This window comes from Clostridium sp. MCC345, from assembly GCF_018785345.1.
Taxonomy (GTDB): Bacteria; Bacillota; Clostridia; order Lachnospirales; family Anaerotignaceae; genus Anaerotignum_A; species Anaerotignum_A faecicola.
The window spans coordinates 188,093-206,296 of the sequence record NZ_WQPP01000060.1 but is presented as its reverse complement, the minus strand read 5'-3'; the positions used below and the strand labels follow the sequence as shown (position 1 = coordinate 206,296).

13 protein-coding genes are annotated in these 18,204 nt (G+C 44.6%); 7 read left to right on the top strand and 6 right to left on the bottom strand.

The genetic code is table 11. From position 1 onward, the window contains the following. Nucleotides 1-4 precede the first annotated feature (4 nt). Nucleotides 5-649 (bottom strand): LexA family protein, encoded by a 645-nt coding sequence (locus tag GPK49_RS10430; protein ID WP_016407115.1) that lies wholly within the window; start codon nucleotides 647-649, stop codon nucleotides 5-7. 180 nt (nucleotides 650-829) lie between these two features. Between GPK49_RS10430 and GPK49_RS10425 the strand changes: the two genes are divergently transcribed. Next, a complete protein-coding gene (locus tag GPK49_RS10425; RefSeq protein WP_215677757.1) occupies nucleotides 830-1,201 on the top strand; it encodes a hypothetical protein in 372 nt (123 codons plus the stop codon). Here GPK49_RS10425 and GPK49_RS10420 read toward each other — a convergent pair whose 3' ends face one another. From GPK49_RS10420 to GPK49_RS10405, 4 genes are all read right to left on the bottom strand, one after another. Then, a complete protein-coding gene (locus GPK49_RS10420) occupies nucleotides 1,202-2,146 on the bottom strand; it encodes an NrtA/SsuA/CpmA family ABC transporter substrate-binding protein (RefSeq protein WP_215677755.1) in 945 nt (314 codons plus the stop codon). It lies immediately after the preceding gene. 64 nt (nucleotides 2,147-2,210) lie between these two features. Next, nucleotides 2,211-2,921, bottom strand: coding sequence for an ATP-binding cassette domain-containing protein (locus tag GPK49_RS10415; protein ID WP_215677752.1), 711 nt, complete (start codon nucleotides 2,919-2,921; stop codon nucleotides 2,211-2,213). Further along, entirely contained in the window at nucleotides 2,908-3,675 is a 768-nt protein-coding gene (locus GPK49_RS10410; RefSeq protein ID WP_215677750.1) for an ABC transporter permease, read from the bottom strand. Before GPK49_RS10410 ends, GPK49_RS10415 begins: the two co-directional genes overlap by 14 nt. Nucleotides 3,676-3,811: 136 nt before the next feature. Further along, nucleotides 3,812-5,800 carry an S-layer homology domain-containing protein gene (locus GPK49_RS10405; RefSeq protein WP_215677748.1) on the bottom strand — a complete coding sequence of 663 codons (1,989 nt, stop codon included), beginning with the start codon at nucleotides 5,798-5,800 and terminating at the stop codon, nucleotides 3,812-3,814. Between the two features lie 199 nt (nucleotides 5,801-5,999). On the opposite strand from GPK49_RS10405, the gene GPK49_RS10400 reads away from it, so the two are divergent. From GPK49_RS10400 to GPK49_RS10385, 4 genes are all read left to right on the top strand, one after another. Then, a complete protein-coding gene (locus tag GPK49_RS10400; protein WP_215677746.1) occupies nucleotides 6,000-7,166 on the top strand; it encodes a D-alanyl-D-alanine carboxypeptidase family protein in 1,167 nt (388 codons plus the stop codon). A 224-nt stretch (nucleotides 7,167-7,390) separates the two neighbouring features. Continuing rightward, entirely contained in the window at nucleotides 7,391-8,410 is a 1,020-nt protein-coding gene (gene spoIVB, locus GPK49_RS10395) for a SpoIVB peptidase (RefSeq protein ID WP_215677744.1), read from the top strand. Nucleotides 8,411-8,546: 136 nt separating this feature from the next. Then, entirely contained in the window at nucleotides 8,547-9,353 is an 807-nt protein-coding gene (locus GPK49_RS10390; RefSeq protein ID WP_215677742.1) for a hypothetical protein, read from the top strand. Nucleotides 9,354-9,527: 174 nt separating this feature from the next. After that, a complete protein-coding gene (locus tag GPK49_RS10385) occupies nucleotides 9,528-10,025 on the top strand; it encodes a hypothetical protein (protein ID WP_215677741.1) in 498 nt (165 codons plus the stop codon). Nucleotides 10,026-10,633: 608 nt separating this feature from the next. On the opposite strand, the gene GPK49_RS10380 is transcribed toward GPK49_RS10385, so the two are convergent. After that, nucleotides 10,634-12,559 (bottom strand): ATP-binding protein, encoded by a 1,926-nt coding sequence (locus tag GPK49_RS10380; protein WP_318283902.1) that lies wholly within the window; start codon nucleotides 12,557-12,559, stop codon nucleotides 10,634-10,636. 537 nt (nucleotides 12,560-13,096) lie between these two features. Between GPK49_RS10380 and GPK49_RS10375 the strand changes: the two genes are divergently transcribed. After that, the gene (locus GPK49_RS10375; protein WP_215677737.1) at nucleotides 13,097-16,087 is read left to right on the top strand and encodes an S-layer homology domain-containing protein; all 2,991 of its coding nucleotides are present in this window, start codon (nucleotides 13,097-13,099) and stop codon (nucleotides 16,085-16,087) included. Nucleotides 16,088-16,738: 651 nt separating this feature from the next. Continuing rightward, nucleotides 16,739-18,037: an ATP-binding protein gene (locus GPK49_RS10370; RefSeq protein WP_215677735.1), complete on the top strand. Its 1,299-nt coding sequence runs from the start codon at nucleotides 16,739-16,741 to the stop codon at nucleotides 18,035-18,037. The last annotated feature ends 167 nt before the right edge of the window (nucleotides 18,038-18,204 follow it).

The window sequence follows — 18,204 nt, the reverse complement described above, 5'->3', positions numbered from 1 at the left end:
TTATTTAAAAGCGTTTTTCCAGCTTCATCAGCCGTCCACGGATATGAACATCCTCCATCTCCTTGCCGACGAAGATTTTCATTTCATACGCGGGGTTTTCAGGCTGGAGAACAATCGCATTTTCCTTTTTTATCACGCGCTTGAGGGTGGCATCGTCCCCATTGACGGAAACGACGGCGATATCACCGCTGTCCACGTTGCTTTGTTTGCGGATGAGCAGAAAATCTCCTTCGTGGATACCGATATTTGTCATACTATCCCCCTTGGCACGCAGCCAGAAATATTCCTCGCCGCTGTTTAAATCCTCCAAGGGTGTTTCGATATAGCCCTCAATATTATCCTCTGCCAGAAGGGGCATGCCGCAGTTGACCACGCCAACAATGGGTATTGGCTTTGTCGGACGAGGGGTATAGGGGATGGCGTCCTGCGGCAGATGGTTTCTGTCCTCCAGAAGGGCAGATTTTTCCACACCGAAATACGCCGCCATCCGCTCGATTTTATCAATGCGGGGATAGGTTTTTCCGTTTACCCAGTCGCTGAGGGTAGTGTATTTTACGCCAAGTGCTTCGCAAAGCTCGGTTCTTGTTTTTTGCTTCTGTTCCATGAGATAGCGGATATTTTTCGCCAGTATGGTTTTACTGTTGTCCATAAAATCACCTTCCTATTTTTATTATACGGTTAAATCGTAGAAATGCAATACATTTTGGAAAATTACGAAAAAACCGTTGACAGATACGGTGAAACCGTAGTATGATTGTGTCAGACAAAGGAGCAACTTATTTTTTTAAAGCATAATTACGAATAAACCGTAATGCGAAAGGGGTATGAGATGAAGGAAAGAAGAATGTGGAAAAATACATGGCTGAAGGAGCTTGCAGGTAAGTATGGATTGGAAAAGGGAAAGTCTATTATTGTTGAGGAGCGTTCTCTTTTGAAGGATTATACATATATTACACGGGAAATTCGTCATGGCGTGGTGCTGGAATTATATCCCCACCATTTTTACTGTCAGATGGAAAATGGCAGAAGGGAATCCTTCCGTTATAATGAATTTCTGGGGCATGAAGCAAGGCTTGTCCATCTGAAGGAGGAGCAACAAAAAAGCGTCCAAGCTTGGACGCTTTTTTTATTGCGGAAGGAATCGGGAAGCAAGGGCGCATTGCTTCGCTCTGTCCCAAGTGGAATCCTGAGTTTGCTTTAGTTAAAATAATGTATTTACATCCAGCTCTTTTTCAATCATGCCTGCCTGATACATAAAATCAGCGGTGCGCTGGAAGCCCTCCTTATCCGCAGCAGTAATCTCTGTGGAGAAGTCATAATACTGTGCCATTTCCTTTACGGCATCCACATCCAAATCCAGCTCCGCTGCTGCCATTTCGTAGGCTTCCTGTTCATGGTTCTGCATAAAGTCTGCGATTTCTGCCTGTGCGGATTGCAGCTTTTCGATGATTTCGGGGTGCGCTTCATAGAATTTATTTGTGACTGCTACTGCAATGATGGCGTTAATCAAGCCCTCGCCGTCGGTAATTAGGTGATAGCCCTGCTGCTGTGTCTGATATGCGGCTGCACCTGCCAGCAATGCCACATCCACACTGCCGCCTTCCAGACCTGCCTTTGCTTCGGGAATGCCCATATTCACGAAGTTTACATCATCCACTGTCATATCCGCGGTTGCAAGATATGCCGCCAAGAGTTCATGCAGATTTGTGCCGACAGGGCCTGCAATGGTTTTGCCGCGCAAATCCGCAGGGGAGCTGATGCTTTCATCCTTGGAATACATGCAGAATGCCTTGGGAGAGCGGCTATACATGTTCAGCACCTTGATATCTGCATCATTTGCGGCAGAAAGAATGACAGAGGTTGCGCCAACGGCATACAGCACCTGCACATCTCCGGCTGCCAGTGCCTGTGTCTGGTCTGCGCCGGAGGTGATTTCTGCATATTTCACTTCGATGCCGTCATCCGCAAAGGCTTTTGTGAAAATGCCTTCCTCCTTTTCCACGATAGAGGGCAGGTTCAGGGGAGAGGTGACATAGGTGAAGGTCAGCGAATCGAGAGAGGATGTATCCTCTGCGGTGCCGCAGCCTGTCAGCGCCGTCATAGCCAGAACGGCTGCCATTGCCATGCCAATCAATCTTTTTTTCATTTGTAATACCTCCTAAATTTTTAAATGATAAAATGCTTATTTTAACTGCCGAAAGACAGTTTTTTTATAAATGAAGCTGTGCGAGAATTTCCCGTTTCAGTTCAATCAGTTCCTTGGATAATAAATCGCGATTTTCGCAATCCGTATCCAAAAGGAATTCCTTTTTGATGCATCCATCCTCAATAAAGGCAATTTTATGCCCCAGAAGCAGGGCCTCATCAATGCTGTGGGTGACGAATAAAATTCCTGTATTTTGACTTTTTTGCAGGCGAATCAGCTCCTTCTGCAGCTGCGTGCGCGTGAAATGATCCAATGCGGCAAAGGGCTCATCCATCAGAAGGAAGGAGGGCGCATACGCCAAAGCACGCGCGATGGCGGTTCTTTGCTGCATTCCGCCCGAAAGCTGATGGGGATAGGCCATCTGAAAGCCATCCAGACCAACCGTTTCCAGCAGGGCTTGGATTTTTCCTGTATCATAGGAGTGCTTTTTCAGTCCGAAAATAGTATTATCCCACACAGTCAGCCAAGGCATGAGCCGCGGCTCCTGAAACACAAAGGCGGTTTTATGCGTGACCGCAAAGAGAATTTCTCCGCTGTTTGGCTTCTCTAAATCTCCCACTAAGCGGAGCAGGGTGGTTTTGCCGCAGCCGCTTTTCCCAAGAAGGACGGTGATGCTGTTTTCGGGAATCTGCAAGCAGATATCCTTTAAAACGGGGAACGTTCGCCCGTCCACGGTGTATGCCTTCTGTATATGCTTTAATTCAATTCCAGCCATTTTCACCATTCCCCTTAAATAATTTTTTCAGCAAAAAGCCGAAGCATTTATCGGTTGCCAGACCGACAAGCCCAACCACAAAAATGCCGACAATCACCTTATCGGTGCGGCTCAGCTGCTGCGCGAACAGAATCAAATGCCCGATACCGCTGGAGGCTGCAATCATTTCTGCCGCAATGATGGCACGCCAGCTATAGCCCATGCCGATGCGCATCCCAACGAGAATATCGGCGGAGGCGTAGGGCAGGAGGATATAGCGGAATTTTTCAAATTTTGTGTAGCCGAAGGCATCCCCAACCTCCAATAGCCTTTGGTCACAGCCCGTAAAGCCTTTTACGATGTTCAGATACATCGGAAAGAAGGAGGCCAGCACGATAATAACGGTTTTTGTGGTTTCCCCGATGCCGCACCAGAGAATCAGAAGCGGAATCAGACTCAGCGGCGGCACATTGCGGAAAAACTGCACGATGGCGTTATAATATTTTTCTGCGGCAGGCAGGAGCGCACGGAACATCCCCAGCAGAAACGCAAGCAGAAAAGCGATGCCGAAGCCCTTTAGAATACGGATAAAGGAAATCAGCACATCCCGAAGCAATTCTCCGGAGAAAAGCATGCGCAGAAAGCTGTCGAACACCTTTTGTGGTGGCGGCAGAAGGTAGGGGCTGAATACCTCTGCGCGGCAAAGCAGAAGCCAGACCGCAAGCAGAAGGAGGATGCCGAGAAACGGCGCAAATGCCGAATGTATTTTTTTCATATAATACTCCTATAAAAAATGAGTCTGCGCAAAAGCGCAGACTCATAAAAAGGAAAATCCCTTTGCTTTTATGATTTTTGTCTGAACGCCTTTTCATGCAGGTGTTGCCCTTTATGGTCAGTACGTTTTGGCGAAATTATTTATATTCGCCGGAAATTTTTGTGATATTTCCGTTTTTATCCAGTGTGAGAACAAGGTCGAGCTTGTCACCGGATTCCAGCCAGTCAATCAGCTTCGTAAGTGTTTTTACGCCGGAAGCATTGGTGATGCTTACCTTGATGTTATCTGTATCATCCTCATCAAAATCATAGCTGAAGGTATTATTGCTGTATTTGCCTTCAATTTTGATGTAGTTCTTGCCAAGCTTGGAAAGCTCCCCCTTTGCCTGTGTTACCTTACCTGTGATTTTTGTAACCTCATCATTTTTAACGGTAGCGGAAACATTCATGGTCTTTTTGTCCTTATAGGCATTATAGAAATCTTCCCATGTTTTAATCTTATCGGAGCCATCGGTGATGGAGATATCGACATCATCTACATCATCAATATCATAGGTCTTGCTGCCAATTTTTACCGTACCGGTGTCCTTGCTTTCCTTATAGGTAACGCTTGCAACATTGCCGTCCGCATCATCCTTGCTGTCACTGTCGGAGGTGGTTGCTGTAATTTTAGTAACGTAATCCTTTTTATTCAGTGTCAGTGTAACGGTAATGGTGCTATCCCCATCATCGTACAGATTATACAGATCTTTGTAGTCTTTTGTTTTGTTGTCAATCTTTACGGTAACATCATCTGTATCATCGATGTAATATTTTGTGGTTTTATTTTTCAGCTGAATATAGCCTGTTTTGTCGGACTTATCATAATTCACCTTAGAAACCTTGTCCTTTATGGAATCACTGCTGCTTTCCTTTGTGCTGCCTGTGATTTTTGTCAGATTTCCCTTGTTGTCAAGGGTAACCTCAACCTCAATGGTTGTTTTGTCATCCTCTGCCTTTGTGAATAGGTCGTACAATTCCTTCAGGCTATAGCTCTTTTTGTCGATACGGATATCTACATCGTCCTTGTCGGTAAAGGAGTAGGTGCTGTCCTTATCAATCGTGATAGAGCCTTCTTTATCCGTTTTATTATATCTCACCTTTGTCAGGCTGCCTTTGGTTTTTTTGGTTTCCTTATAGGTTGCCTCCAGCTTGGTGATGTGCAGGTTGCTGTCGAGCGTCAGGGTAACATCAATGGAGGTGCCTGCCTTATATAGCTTTACGACATCGCTCATGGTGGCAGAAGAACCGTTCAGTGTGATGGTTGTGCCGCCGGAGGCCAGCATGTAGTAGGCTGCGCTGTCCTTCAGATTAACATAGAAATTTGTCATGGTCGCAATCGTACCCTTCTGTGTGGAGGTGGTCGGGTTGGTGGGTGTTGTCGGAGTTGTGGGTGTGGTAGGTGTGGTTGCCTTTTCCAGTACACCGTACAGATTTGTGACCAGAACTGCGGTTTCTGTGCGGTTCAGTGTCTGCTTGGGGTTGAATTTATTGGAATCGTCCCCATTGACTACGCCTACCCTTTTCAGCAGGGCAACATAGGGCTTTGCTTCTGTGGAAATGCTGCTGTTGTCCTTGAAGGTAGTTGTGGTTTCGTTTGCTGTGTAGGAAGAAACCCCCTTTGTTAAGGCGCGCCCAAGGATGGTTGCTGCCTGTTCTCTTGTGGCAGGCAGATTAGAACCGTTTTTCATGAAGCCGCCCAGGTTAGAGGTAGCCAGAATCCCGTTTTCCAAGCAGTAGGAAACGGCAGGATATGCCCAGCTCTGGATGCCGTAAGCATTCATAATGGGAGTCCATTTCTGGGTTACGCTGTCATCCGCCTTTGCCTTGCCTGTCTGCATCAGCAGCTTATACGCCAGCTGGCAGGATTCGGACAGAGAAACAGAATCTCTGGGGCGGAAATAGGTTTTGCCGTTTCTGGTTTCCCCAACAACCAGACCCAGGCTTGCCGCCTTATTGATGGATGCTTCGGCACCCGCCCAAGGAACCTGATTCATATCGGCAAAGGTTGCCGCATAAACAGAAAGTGGTTGACATGCCAGCATTGCCGCCAGAGCCAAGGCTACAGTATGTTTTGTCTTTTTCATAGAGAATACCCTCCTTTTCTTTTCATCAATAGTAAGATTATAACAAATTTTTTCCTGCTATAGCAACAGTATACAACAAAATTACAGGCTTTTGTAAAAATCAGTCAAATTTAAAAAACTCTTAAGAATTTCGCCGTCTGCATACTTCAGAGGGGAAAAGCATAGAGTATCCATAAGAATATCTGGGAGGAATGGGCGGATGAAGAATTGGAAGGGAGTATTGACGATACTGCTGATGTCTGTGCTATCGCTTGGGTTCAGCCTGTCTGCTTTTGCGGCGGAAACGGATGCATTGCAGCTGAAAAGTAAAAGTGCGGTGCTGATGGACGCAGGCACGGGAACGGTTTTGTATGAAAAAAACAGTCACGAGGCAATGCCGCCTGCCAGCGTGACAAAGGTGATGACATTGCTGTTGATTTACGAAGCGGAGGCGGCAGGACAGTTTGGATGGGAGGAAACGGTGCAGGTGAGCGAGCATGCGGCGAGTATGGGTGGCTCGCAGGTTTTTCTGGAGCCGGGCGAAACGCAGACAGCCGCAGAGCTGACGAAATGTATCGCAATTGCATCTGCGAATGATGCGGCAGTTGCCATGGCGGAGTTTGTGGCAGGTAGTGAGGAGGCCTTTGTGGAGCGGATGAACAGGAAGGCAGAGGAATTGGGGATGCAGGAAACGCATTTTGTCAATGCCTGCGGACTGGATGTGGACGGACACGAAACCAGTGCGTATGATATTGCGCTGATGAGTCGGGAGCTGATGACGAAATTCCCGGAGGTGCAGAAATATACGACCACATGGCAGGATACCATCATACATAAAACGCGCAAGGGGGAGTCCGAATTTGGCTTAACGAATACGAATAAGCTGATCAAATGGTACGAGGGTGCAACGGGGCTGAAAACAGGCTCTACGGGCAAGGCACTTTATTGTCTTTCCGGGACGGCGGAGCGCAACGGGCTGCACCTGATTGGCGTTGTGATGGCGGCACCGGATTTCAAGCTGCGCTTTCAGGAAACCATGAAGCTTCTGGATTATGGCTTTGCCAATTATAGCGCGGAAAAGGGACTGCCCGCAGGGAAGGAAATGGGGCGTATTCCTGTGACAAAGGGCATGAAGGACAGCGTTTCGGCTGTGGTGCAGGAGGAGATTTCTATTCTTCTGAAAAAGGATATCGGCGGTGAATGGGAAACGAAAGCGGAGCTTTTGCCTGCTATGGATGCGCCGGTTGCGGCAGGGGAGAAGGTCGGTGAATTGATTTATTTGCTGCATGGGAAGGAGGTCGGCAGGACGGATTTGATTACGGCAGAGGCTGTTGAAAAAGCAAATATCAATACTATGCTGCAAAGAATGTTAAGACAATGGTTTTAGGGGCGGAAGGCGCAGAAAAGGAACTCCTGTCGGAGCAGAATTCGTATGATGCAACGTCGGGTTTTTCGTTGAAAATTAAAAAATTTCCCAATCAACGATTTCGGCAGTATTGTCGCCTCCTGTATGTTTCTGGTGCTTTTGGGCGGTATATCGCTTTTGGGTTTCGGAGAAAGTAAGGTTGGAACAAAAAATTGTTCCAAAAAATATGGTTGGGAGAGGAGAAGATGCAGCAGAAAATAAGAAAAATTTTTTTATCAGTATTGCCTTTTTTTGCGGTTTTCATTCCGATTCTGTTAGGCGTACCACAGTCTGCACAGGCGTTGGAGCGGCGGAGGCTGATTCCTGTCGGCAGAACGGTGGGCGTAACGATGGATACAGAAGGGCTTCTGGTTTTGGAAACAGGCAGCGTAGTCGGAGCGGATAACGAAAGCCATGAACCCAGCAAGGGACTTCTGAAAGCAGGAGACCGCATTTTGCAGGCAAACGGCGAGAAGCAGGAGAATAAGGAAGCATTTATGAAAACCATTCAGCAGAGTGAGGGGAAACCGATTTGTCTGCGTCTGGAGCGAAACGGCAGGCAGAAGGAGGTGAAGATTACACCGGTTCTAAGCAATACCGCGCAGACCTATCAGATTGGCGCATGGATTCGGGACAGCATCCAAGGCATCGGCACAGTGACGTATTATGACGCGGAAAACGGTACCTTCGGCGCATTGGGACATGGTGTGTATGATGTGGATACGGATGACCTGATGGTGATTCATGGCGGCTCTGTGGTAGATACCACCCTGACGGAAATTGTGAAGGGGGAAAAGGGTGCTGCCGGTGAATTGATTGGGCAGGTAGAGATGCAAGAGAAGCTTGCCGCAATCGAGAAAAATACGGAAACGGGCATTTATGGCAAGGCGGCGGCAGGCGTTTTTGCAGGTGAAAGCTATCCTGTTGCTACAAAGGCAGAGGTAAAAAAGGGCGCGGCTGTGCTGCTTTCCGATTTGGAGGGCAAGGACGTGCAGGCGTATGCCATAGAAATCGAAAGTCTGGAGAAGAATGGCGGAAGGCAGCATAAGGATATGAATATCCGCATTATGGATGAACGGCTGCTTGCGCTGACAGGCGGCATTGTGCAGGGCATGAGCGGTTCACCGATTTTGCAGGATGGAAAGCTTGTGGGAGCAGTGACGCATGTGACTTTGGCAGACCCGACGAAGGGCTACGGCATTTTCATGGAAAATATGGCAGCATAAATTCTGAGAGATACGCATGGCAGGAATGTCGTGCGTATTTTTCAATTTTTATTTACATATTCCCTTTTTGTGCTTTCTGCTTTATAATTAAAGAAAAAACGGATTTGTGTCTAATTGAAGGAAAGGGGTTTTTTCGATGAAGAATTTAAGAAGGATGTTGGCTTGCGGACTTCTGCTTTCACAGCTTTTCTGTGGGCAGGCATGGGCGGCGGAAGTGCATACACCCTGCTATCGGAACAGCGTGGATACGGAAAACAGTGATTTTGACAAGGGAGAATGGAAATATAGATTTACGGCGGATTCCGGGCAGGAGACTGTGCTGACGGATGGAGAAAAGCATACATTTCTCATCATCAATGGCGGTCTGTCTGCAGAGCATATCATCATTGAAAACGGACGTGCCTTCATGGAGCTTGGGGCGTTGTGCGATGCACTGGGTCTGCAAAGGGAAGAAGTGAAGGATACGGCACTTTCCGGCAAGACAATCTGCGTGGAAAACGAGATTTATGTTCCGGTGCGCGCTTTTGCGACACAGCTTGGTGCGACTGTAACCTATGGTATGCAGGAAGTGATGCCGATGGGGAATCCCTGCATCAATCTGGATAACTGCGCGCAGAAAATCACAAAGGAAGCAGCAGTGCAGAATGTAAAGGAAAAATTGCAGCTTTATGATCCGATGTTCCGGAAAAGCGAGAGCTATCAGAAGCTAACACCGTATGTGGGCGAAATGCAGACAGAATTTCAGAAGCTGCAATGCGTGGATGAAACCGCAAGCTTTTGGGTTATCAAAGGTGTGCGTCTGTTCCTTGTGGATAAAGCAACGGGAGAGATTTATTATAAGCTGGGAGAAAGCGGCACGGGAAGCGGCTCTTATATTGAAACAATTGGAAAATTAGAGGAAACGTATGAGAATCTGTTTGAAAATATGTTGCTTTGTGGCTAAGATTTACTTCTGTTGGTGGAAAGGCTGCTCTTACCTTAGGTTAAAATAAACTGAAGTAGAACATATAAATAAATTTAGTTTTATGTCTAAATGAAAAGTGAATAGAGAGTTGCTTCCATTTGGGATGGAGGTGAAGAGGATGTCCTTTCGACAGAAAAGATATATGTAGAGGAATTGGGTGTTTCATACCAAAAGACAGGTAGATTCGATTTATCGGGGTGCTCTATTTTAAAAAGTCAGACAGCCGCAAAGGATTTGAATTTAACTATAGAAAATGCATGGCAGAAGGTTGTAGATGTAATTTGTATTTCAAAAACTATGGGGACAACGGTAACAGAGAATTACTTTAGTGTTTCGCCTGCGTTAATGGAATTGTTGAGCATTCAAGTAACAATACAGAGTGAGAATGCACTCTTATTGGGTACGGAAAAAGTCAGTATTGAGTTGAAAAATGCAAATACGGTGCGTAATTTTGTACCTGTTTTTGCAAATAAAACGGATTTACAGCTTTATACACAAGATGGGAAATTGATTGAGGGTGAGGTATTTCCAGCCTTTTTGTGTATAGATAATCAGCTTTATATTAGTGCAGATGCATTAGCAAAAAGCATGAGTATGGAGCACACTTTAGATGGATATGGTTATGGGGATGGAGTTTTTAGAAAAAAATAGAATAAAACAAAAGCTTGTTGTAGGAGGAGGATTTTTCGAATTGCGGAATGGTGATTAGGATATCTATGAAAACAATCTAATAATATCATACAAGAACCAAGATGCAGTGGAGGCGTATACGAAAGCGAAAGCGGCGATTATGCAATTGCAGAAATGGGATGATATGTCTGCGGAAAGGGGGGGTATTTGTGAAAGCGTGATGGGATGTTTTTTTGATATTGTGAATTGGATGTTAATAGCAAGAGACACGGTTTATCCCGTGGGAAGAAATAGGAATTGAACTTAGGCGGACAGAAATGTCCGCTTTTTTCGTTATGCTCCCGTGGGTTATTGGTTGCTTTTGCCATACAAGTTTGAAATAGCCATAACTTGGGGTGAGACCTATCAGAAATGAACCGGTCAGCCGATGTCTTTGGCAGCCACCAAGAATCCTCCTGCTTTAGCTGTGTGGAGTGTCAAAGCTTGTAACAAAATATATACCGGCTACCGTTTGTGCGTTTTTGTACTGATTCGACTAACAAGAAAACAAGGACGTTCATCAAAAAGAAAGAGCGTCCTTGTATTTTTGTTTGCCGTTTTTCAGTTAATTTTATAAGTTTTTTTGCGTGTTACAGATATTTCATCATAACCCGAAGCAAAACATTCATATCGATAGGCTTAGCAACATGGTCATTCATGCCTGCCTCCAGTGCGGCCTGCCGATCCTCAGAAAAAGCATTCGCCGTCATTGCAAGAATGGGAATTTCCGCTTTTTTCCGATCTTCCATCTGTCTGATTTTTTTCGTTGTCTCATAGCCGTTTAGAATCGGCATTTGCACATCCATCAGAATCAAGTCATAATAGCCATCCTCTGCGTGACTGAGCATATCCACACACGCTTGGCCATTTGCGGCGTGCTCCACAAGAAAGCCTGCCCCCTTTAAAAGCTCTAATGCAATTTCCGCATTCAGTGCATTATCCTCGGCAAGCAAAATGCGGCGGGGCTTTTCTTTTGAGAGAGAGGGCTTCTTGGTTTCTTGCTTTCCATAAACATCCTTTTTTTCTGCAATATAAAAAGGAAGGGTTATTGTGATTTTTGTGCCGATGTTTTGCTTGCTTTCCACTTGAATCGTTCCTTCCATCAGCTCAATAATGGATTTTACGATAGGCAGCCCAAGCCCTGTACCCAGAACCTCATTTTTTGCAGAGGTTTCCTCTCTGGAAAATTCCTCAAAGATATGGGAAAGAAACTCCTCGCTCATGCCAATGCCTGTATCCGTGCAAGTGAAAACATACTGCGCCTGTTTATCATCGGATGCCGCCTCATTGAGCGATATATGGATGGTATGTCCGCTTGGCGTATATTTGATTGCGTTGCTCACGATGTTTAATTGGATTTCCTGCAATCTTGTTTTATCGCAAATGGCATACTTATGTCGGATATGGATTTCTTCGGAATAATGAAGTCCCTTCTTTTGAATATCCGATTCAAAAACAGTATACAAAGAGTGGAACAGTGCCTCCATATCCTCGGCCTCTAATCGCAGGGTGGCTGTTCCGCTTTCGATGCGGGCAATCTCCAAAACCTGATTGATGATTGTCATTAGGAGGTTACCGGAGGATTGCAGCTTTTTCAAATACACAGAGGCCTTTTTTTCATCCTGTAAATGCTTTTCCAAAAGGTCGGAAAAACCGATGATTGCATTCATTGGCGTGCGGATATCGTGGCTCATGTGAAAAAGAAATTTCGTTTTTGCCTCATTCGCAAGTCTTGCCTGTTCGGTTGCCTTTTGCAGCTCATCGATATACTGCTTTTCCCGATATTTTTTGCTGTAAAGCTGATAAAAAATAGTAGCAGTCATTATGGAGAGAATCAACGAAAAAATGCCTGCAATTACCCACCAGACAGTCGGAATCCATCCGGCAGTCGGGGCAATATTCACATACCAAGTATCATTGGGAATCCCACATTCAACGGTAAGGCAATTTTGGGGCATATCTTTTTGGCTCTGTGCCAAAGTGATTTTTTCGCCTGTTTGGCTGTTTTTTGCCCATATTTCATAGCAATAGGAGGCATCGCTTAAGCGCTCCAAGCCGATTTTATCAATAAACTCATCCCAGTCGATTACCATGATAACGAAGCCCCAGAAGGTGCGGTTGCCAGAAGCATCGGTTTGATAGACCGGATCGAAAAGCAATGCACCGTAGCCGCCCTGTTTTAATGCATAAGGGCCGCCGATGGTATACCCCTTGGTTTGCTTTGCCCGCTGTGCGTCATAATTTCGTTCATGCTCCGTCAGAATATTCATGCCCAGAACCGTTTCATTTTCCTGCTTGGGATAAATTTCCGTTATGATTCCCTGCGGTGCCAGCTCGTACGCTTTGATAATGTTGTTATGATTCGGAATCAGCTGCGCAAGCTTGGAAAAGGTATTTTCATTCAGCTCATAGCCTGAGTTAATCATGTTTTCCAAGAAATCGGAAAGAGCTACATATTGAACAAGGTGTGCGTTGATGCGTTTTACTGTGCTTTGTGCCGTATAGGTTGCACTCATTTTCATTTCTTTTTCCGTATAATTAAAAAAAGCTTGGCTGAGAAGGAGCGCAGTCAAGAAAGCAAAGATTCCGACAAACAGGCAGTATATTTTGGCTCTTTTTACGGCGGTGCTGCATTTATCCATTTCGGGGTACTCCTTTTAGAATAGTATTTTTACGAGATAAATAATCATATTTTCGATGATAGAAACTCATTTACCAAAATATACCATAACATAAATTTTATGAACACGTCAACAGATGGATAAATGAAAATGACACGGTAGAATACTGAAAAAATCTGTCGAAATGTGTCTGTGTTTGTCAAAAATAAATAATTGTTGTGAAAGGTTTGAATATGAATTTAGGAGCTTTTCAGGATTGTTCTAAATTGAGCTATATATTGTTAATGAAGATAATTTTAAAGATTGTATTTTGGAAGATTATTGGTATAATTTAAAATTGATTTGTATGCGGCTTTTAGGTGCTACGCACCCAAGCAGGCAACTTATACAAAGAATTTTTTCATGGTTTTATGGAAAGAGAGGTTTTAGAAAGTGAGGAAAAGAATAGTATCATGTGCAATGGCATTTCTGATGGTCTTTACACTTATGCCATGCTCTGCCTTTGCAGGGGAGGCTTCTGCGGAAGGACAGGCGGAAAGCCTTGAGGCAGAAAGACCTGCGGAGGATGACGCATTTGGAGAAGGCGGATTGGATGAGGCGTTTTTCGCCGAGGATGCGGATTCTCTGATTGGCACACTGGAGGCGGATGAAGAAAGTGCGGCATTTGCGGTTTCTGCTGTTACAGGGATTTACCTTGACCAGACGCATGGTAATGATGCAAATGATGGGCTGACAGAGTCTACGGCGGTAAGGACACTTGAGAAGGCAAATGAGCTTGCGAATGCAAATGGTACAAGGGATATCTTTCTTGCAAGTGTGTATCAGGTTACAGGAACAGAAAACTGGGACCTTGGCGGAAAAACAATCCATCGGTATAAACTTGGCGGCTATATGATTGAATTGAAGGATGCGTCTGCATCTTTGACACTCAAAGATGTTGTGATTGATGGTGCGGAGTATTCTGTGGCTGCTGAAAATGCTGCGGAAACCGATTCTATTATTAAGGCTGCAAGTGGTGGTACCATTGAGCTGAAAAGCGGAGCCATCTTGGAAAACAATAAAGCGGCTCAGTTTGGTTCCGGCATTTTGGCGATCAATGGTGTCGAGATAACAATGGAGGACGGAGCTGTCATTCGTAATAACACAAATAGGAACTATGAATTGGGCGGCGGCATTTTGCTTGGCAATGGCAGTACCTTTACCATGAACGGCGGCGAAATTAGCGGAAATACAGCAAATGGTGGCGGCGGCGTTGCAATCATTGGCTCAACTATGGTCATGAATGGTGGCAAAATTTCAAACAACAGTACCTATAAAACAACCGGACAAGGCAGCTATGGTGCAGGGGTTTATGTTGCCGACTATGCCAATGCAAGTGGCGGCGATATATTGTTTAAGCCTAAACCTGCTTCCTTTGAAATGAACGGCGGCAAAATTACCGGGAATAAGGCACTTGACTATGGCGGCGGTGTGCTTACCTTTCCACAGCAAAGCAAAAAAATTACAATCAATATTAAAAACGGCGAAATTTCCGAAAATCAGGTGACGGAAGGCAGTGGCGGTGCAATCGCAGCATTCTTCGGCGTAACCGAGCTGAACATTACCGGTGGCACGCTGAAAAAAAACAGTGCTAAGAATTACGGCGGCGGTGTTTTTCTGTATGACGCAACGAATGCAACAATTTCCAAGGGCATGATTTCTGAGAACAAGGCTTATAAGGGCGGCGGTGTATGCTTATACTATAACTCTGCTGCGAAACAGACCGGCGGTTCCATTGAAAACAATGTTGCAAATGCAGGCGGCGGTGTTTGTGGCGGCACCTATACCATGACAGGCGGTGTCATCAAGGATAATAACAATTCTCTGACCGAGGAAGCACGGCGTTCGACCAGAGGTGACGGTGTTTATGTAGGAACTGCCTTCAATCTGGGGGGTGCTGCAGAAATCAGCACGAATAACGATGTTTATTTAGAAAAAGGCGCAAGGGAAGCAAAAGAAGGGCGCTATATCAATGTGATTTCTCCTTATACAGGTGCAAGCACTGCGAAACCAATTCAAATCCACAGTGAAGATGTAACGGTGGAAGGAGCGGAAATCGGTACACAGCTTGTTCGGTATACAGCCGTTGCGGGCGGCGAAGCTGCGGCGGCACAGGCGGATGCAAACGGTATTTTCGTACCAAGCTGGAAAATGCAGAAGGGCTTGGTTATTGGGCAGAGCAAAGCGGCAGGAAAGACGGACTGGATGACCTATGTGCCATCTATCAGGATTCAGTATCAGTGGGTTAGCACAGATAACCCCTCTGATGTGACACCACCTGCGGATGATTATATCCGTACCGGTACAGCCTATACAGCAAAGGCACAGGAGGCAACCCATCAGGGATATAGCTTCAAAGGCTGGTTTACGGATGATGCATGCACACTTAGCTATACAGATGGTACTGTGTTGAGTACAGATACGATTCTTTACGGCAAGTGGGAAAAAATCGCAACACCGCCTTCTTCCGGTGGCGGCGGTTCTCATGTGACAAAATATTATATTTTGCATTATGAATCTAATGGCGGCACAAAATACGAGGATGAAAAATATAAAAAAAATACAGTTGTCATACTCGATAAGATTCCCAAAAGAGTTGGATATACCTTTACGGGTTGGTATGCGGATAAAGAGCTGACGGATAAAATCACAAGCGTAAAAATGACAAGTGATAAAACCGTTTATGCAGGCTGGCAGGCAACAGATGTTCCAAATTACTTAAATAATGAAAATCATTTTGCGTATATCGTTGGCTACGAGGATGGAACAGTCAGACCGAATGCGAATATCAGTAGGGCCGAGGTTGCGGCAATCTTCTTCCGTCTTTTGAAGGATGATGTGCGGGATGATAACCTCACAGCAAATAGCGTTTTTACAGATGTTGCGTTTGGAAAATGGTATAACAAATCTATTTCCACGATGGCGAAAATCGGCATTGTAAAGGGACGTACAGCAAATGCCTTTGCGCCGAATGCGCCCATCACAAGAGCGGAATTTGCGGCAATTTGTTCTCGTTTCGACCGAAGCAATGTCGAGATAAAGAGTGATTTTAACGATATCTCCGGACATTGGGCGGAAAAGGAAATCAGACGTGCGGCCTCTCTGGGCTGGATTAAGGGCTATGCAGACGGCTCCTTTAAGCCGGACCAAAACATCACAAGAGCCGAGGCGGCATCCATGATTAACCGTATGCTGCATAGATTGCCTGAAACGGCGGATGATTTGCTGGATGGCATGATTCAATGGCCGGATAATCAGCCGAGCGATTGGTATTACATCAATATGCAGGAGGCAACAAATAGCCATGACTTTAAGCAGAAAGGCGAAATCAATGAGTATTGGACAAAGCTGACAGAGAATCCGAATTGGGATAGATATAAATAATATTTCGACATAATAGCAAATAGCCAATCAGCAAACAAGGACGTTCAGTGAAAATGAGCTCCCTTTCGGGTTGAGAAGTGAAATGATAAAATCACTGGATACTTGGAAGGGAGCATTGTTACAATGCAAAATATCGAGGAGGTACAATAAATGGAAAAGCTACCGCTCATTGACTACTTAGCGCAGAAAGCCCGTTGCACTTATATTAGTGATTTACGAAAATTAAAAAGGACAACAAAATTTGATTTGATTGATGCAGTATAGCAGATACCGGAAGAAGTCTATTCTATGGATGATTGGAATGAGGCTTTGATGTATATGAGTAATCGTGAAGCACGGTATTCCTCATTCACTGCTAAAGAAGAAATTCTTGAATTTTTGAAATATGATGTAGAGACTGATTGAAAAACATATACCGACTCCCAATCGTTAGGCTTAAAAGAAAGATTGGGAAGTCGGTATTTTATTGTGCAAAAAACTTGGTTTTTCGGGTAAGAAGAAGCGTGCATCTTATTCACGCAATCAATAAATATTATGACGGATGTTGCAATATTTCGGTGTAAAAAATGTATACATAAAGACAATGTTCGTTGTAATTTTTGTAATATAGTGGTATACTATGTTAAAATTAGGATAACGGAGGTGTGTGTGATGTACCGAATTGCTATGGAAAAGCTATTAAAATGGAAACAAAGTAAACGTCGTAAGCCTTTGATTATTGAAGGGGCTCGTCAGGTTGGCAAGACATGGCTAATGAAAGAGTTTGGTAAGCAGGCTTATGCGGATACTGTATATATCAACTTTGATTCTAATTCAAGAATGGCAGAGCTATTTGCCTCCGATTTGGATACGAAACGCTTAATTATGGGGATAGAGTTGTATGTCGGACGAAAAATCAACTCAGAAAACTGTTTACTGATTTTTGATGAAGTGCAGGAGGTGCCAAGAGCGCTATCATCTCTTAAGTATTTTTATGAAAATGCACCACAGTATCATATTATATGTGCAGGCTCATTGCTCGGCATTGCCCTACATCAAGGCACATCGTTTCCTGTTGGCAAGGTTGATTTTTTAAAGCTCTATCCGCTTTCCTTCAAGGAGTTTTTAATGGCAACCGATAAAGAGCAATTTGCTGAATTGCTTGAGAATCTGGACTTTGAAATGATTACAAGCTTTAAGCAAACTTATATTGATGCATTGAAGCAGTATTATTTTATCGGCGGTATGCCAGAGGCGGTACAAAGCTTTGTAGAAAATAAGGACTTTAATGAGGTTCGATATATTCAAAAGAGAATTCTGGAGGCTTATGAACAGGATTTCTCAAAGCATGCTCCCAACGAAATTGTTCCGAGATTGCGTATGTTATGGAACAGCATCCCGTCTCAGCTGGCGAAAGAAAACAAAAAATTTATTTATGGGCTGGTACGAGAAGGGGCTCGTGCAAAGGAATATGAAACAGCAATGCTGTGGCTTAGCGACTGTGGTCTGATCCATAAGGTTAGCCGTGTCAATGCAGTGGGCATTCCTTTGCGTGCGTATGAGGATTTGAAGGCATTTAAACTCTTTGTAGTAGATGTAGGGCTTCTTAGCTGTATGGTTGGGCTTCGGCAGAAAACCTTACTGGATGGGAATGACCTTTTTGTAGAGTTCAAGGGAGCCCTTACAGAGCAATATGTTTGTCAGCAGCTTAAAAATATGGAGGATTTAGAGATTTGTTACTACACGAATGATAGGGGATCTTGTGAAGTTGACTTTGTTGTTGATACAGGCGAGCGGATTGTTCCTGTTGAAGTAAAGGCAGAGGTAAATCTTAGAGCCAAGAGCCTGAAAACGTATTATGAAAAGTTTTCACCGGAGGTTTCTGTGCGTACATCCATGGCGGACTATAAAAAAGAAGGGTGGCTTCTGAATTTGCCGCTATATGCGATAGATCAAATTGTGCGATTCTAAATCATAAGGTGTTAGGGTATTGTGATTAGCAGAAATATGATATATACTGCATTAGGAGTAAAATTCAATATATTCAGATTTTTCCCGGTGTCATTGAGAATGGCATCGGGATTTTTCTATTTCCGGATATTTCCAAAAGATTTTTCGGTGTTCGCCTTGTCAATAGC

Coding starts and splice junctions, on each gene's coding strand:
- GPK49_RS10430 (WP_016407115.1), bottom strand. CDS start 649: ATGGACAACAGTAAAACCATACTGGCGAAAAATATCCGCTATCTCATG.
- GPK49_RS10425 (WP_215677757.1), top strand. CDS start 830: ATGAAGGAAAGAAGAATGTGGAAAAATACATGGCTGAAGGAGCTTGCA.
- GPK49_RS10420 (WP_215677755.1), bottom strand. CDS start 2,146: ATGAAAAAAAGATTGATTGGCATGGCAATGGCAGCCGTTCTGGCTATG.
- GPK49_RS10415 (WP_215677752.1), bottom strand. CDS start 2,921: ATGGCTGGAATTGAATTAAAGCATATACAGAAGGCATACACCGTGGAC.
- GPK49_RS10410 (WP_215677750.1), bottom strand. CDS start 3,675: ATGAAAAAAATACATTCGGCATTTGCGCCGTTTCTCGGCATCCTCCTT.
- GPK49_RS10405 (WP_215677748.1), bottom strand. CDS start 5,800: ATGAAAAAGACAAAACATACTGTAGCCTTGGCTCTGGCGGCAATGCTG.
- GPK49_RS10400 (WP_215677746.1), top strand. CDS start 6,000: ATGAAGAATTGGAAGGGAGTATTGACGATACTGCTGATGTCTGTGCTA.
- spoIVB (WP_215677744.1), top strand. CDS start 7,391: ATGCAGCAGAAAATAAGAAAAATTTTTTTATCAGTATTGCCTTTTTTT.
- GPK49_RS10390 (WP_215677742.1), top strand. CDS start 8,547: ATGAAGAATTTAAGAAGGATGTTGGCTTGCGGACTTCTGCTTTCACAG.
- GPK49_RS10380 (WP_318283902.1), bottom strand. CDS start 12,559: ATGAGTGCAACCTATACGGCACAAAGCACAGTAAAACGCATCAACGCA.
- GPK49_RS10370 (WP_215677735.1), top strand. CDS start 16,739: ATGTACCGAATTGCTATGGAAAAGCTATTAAAATGGAAACAAAGTAAA.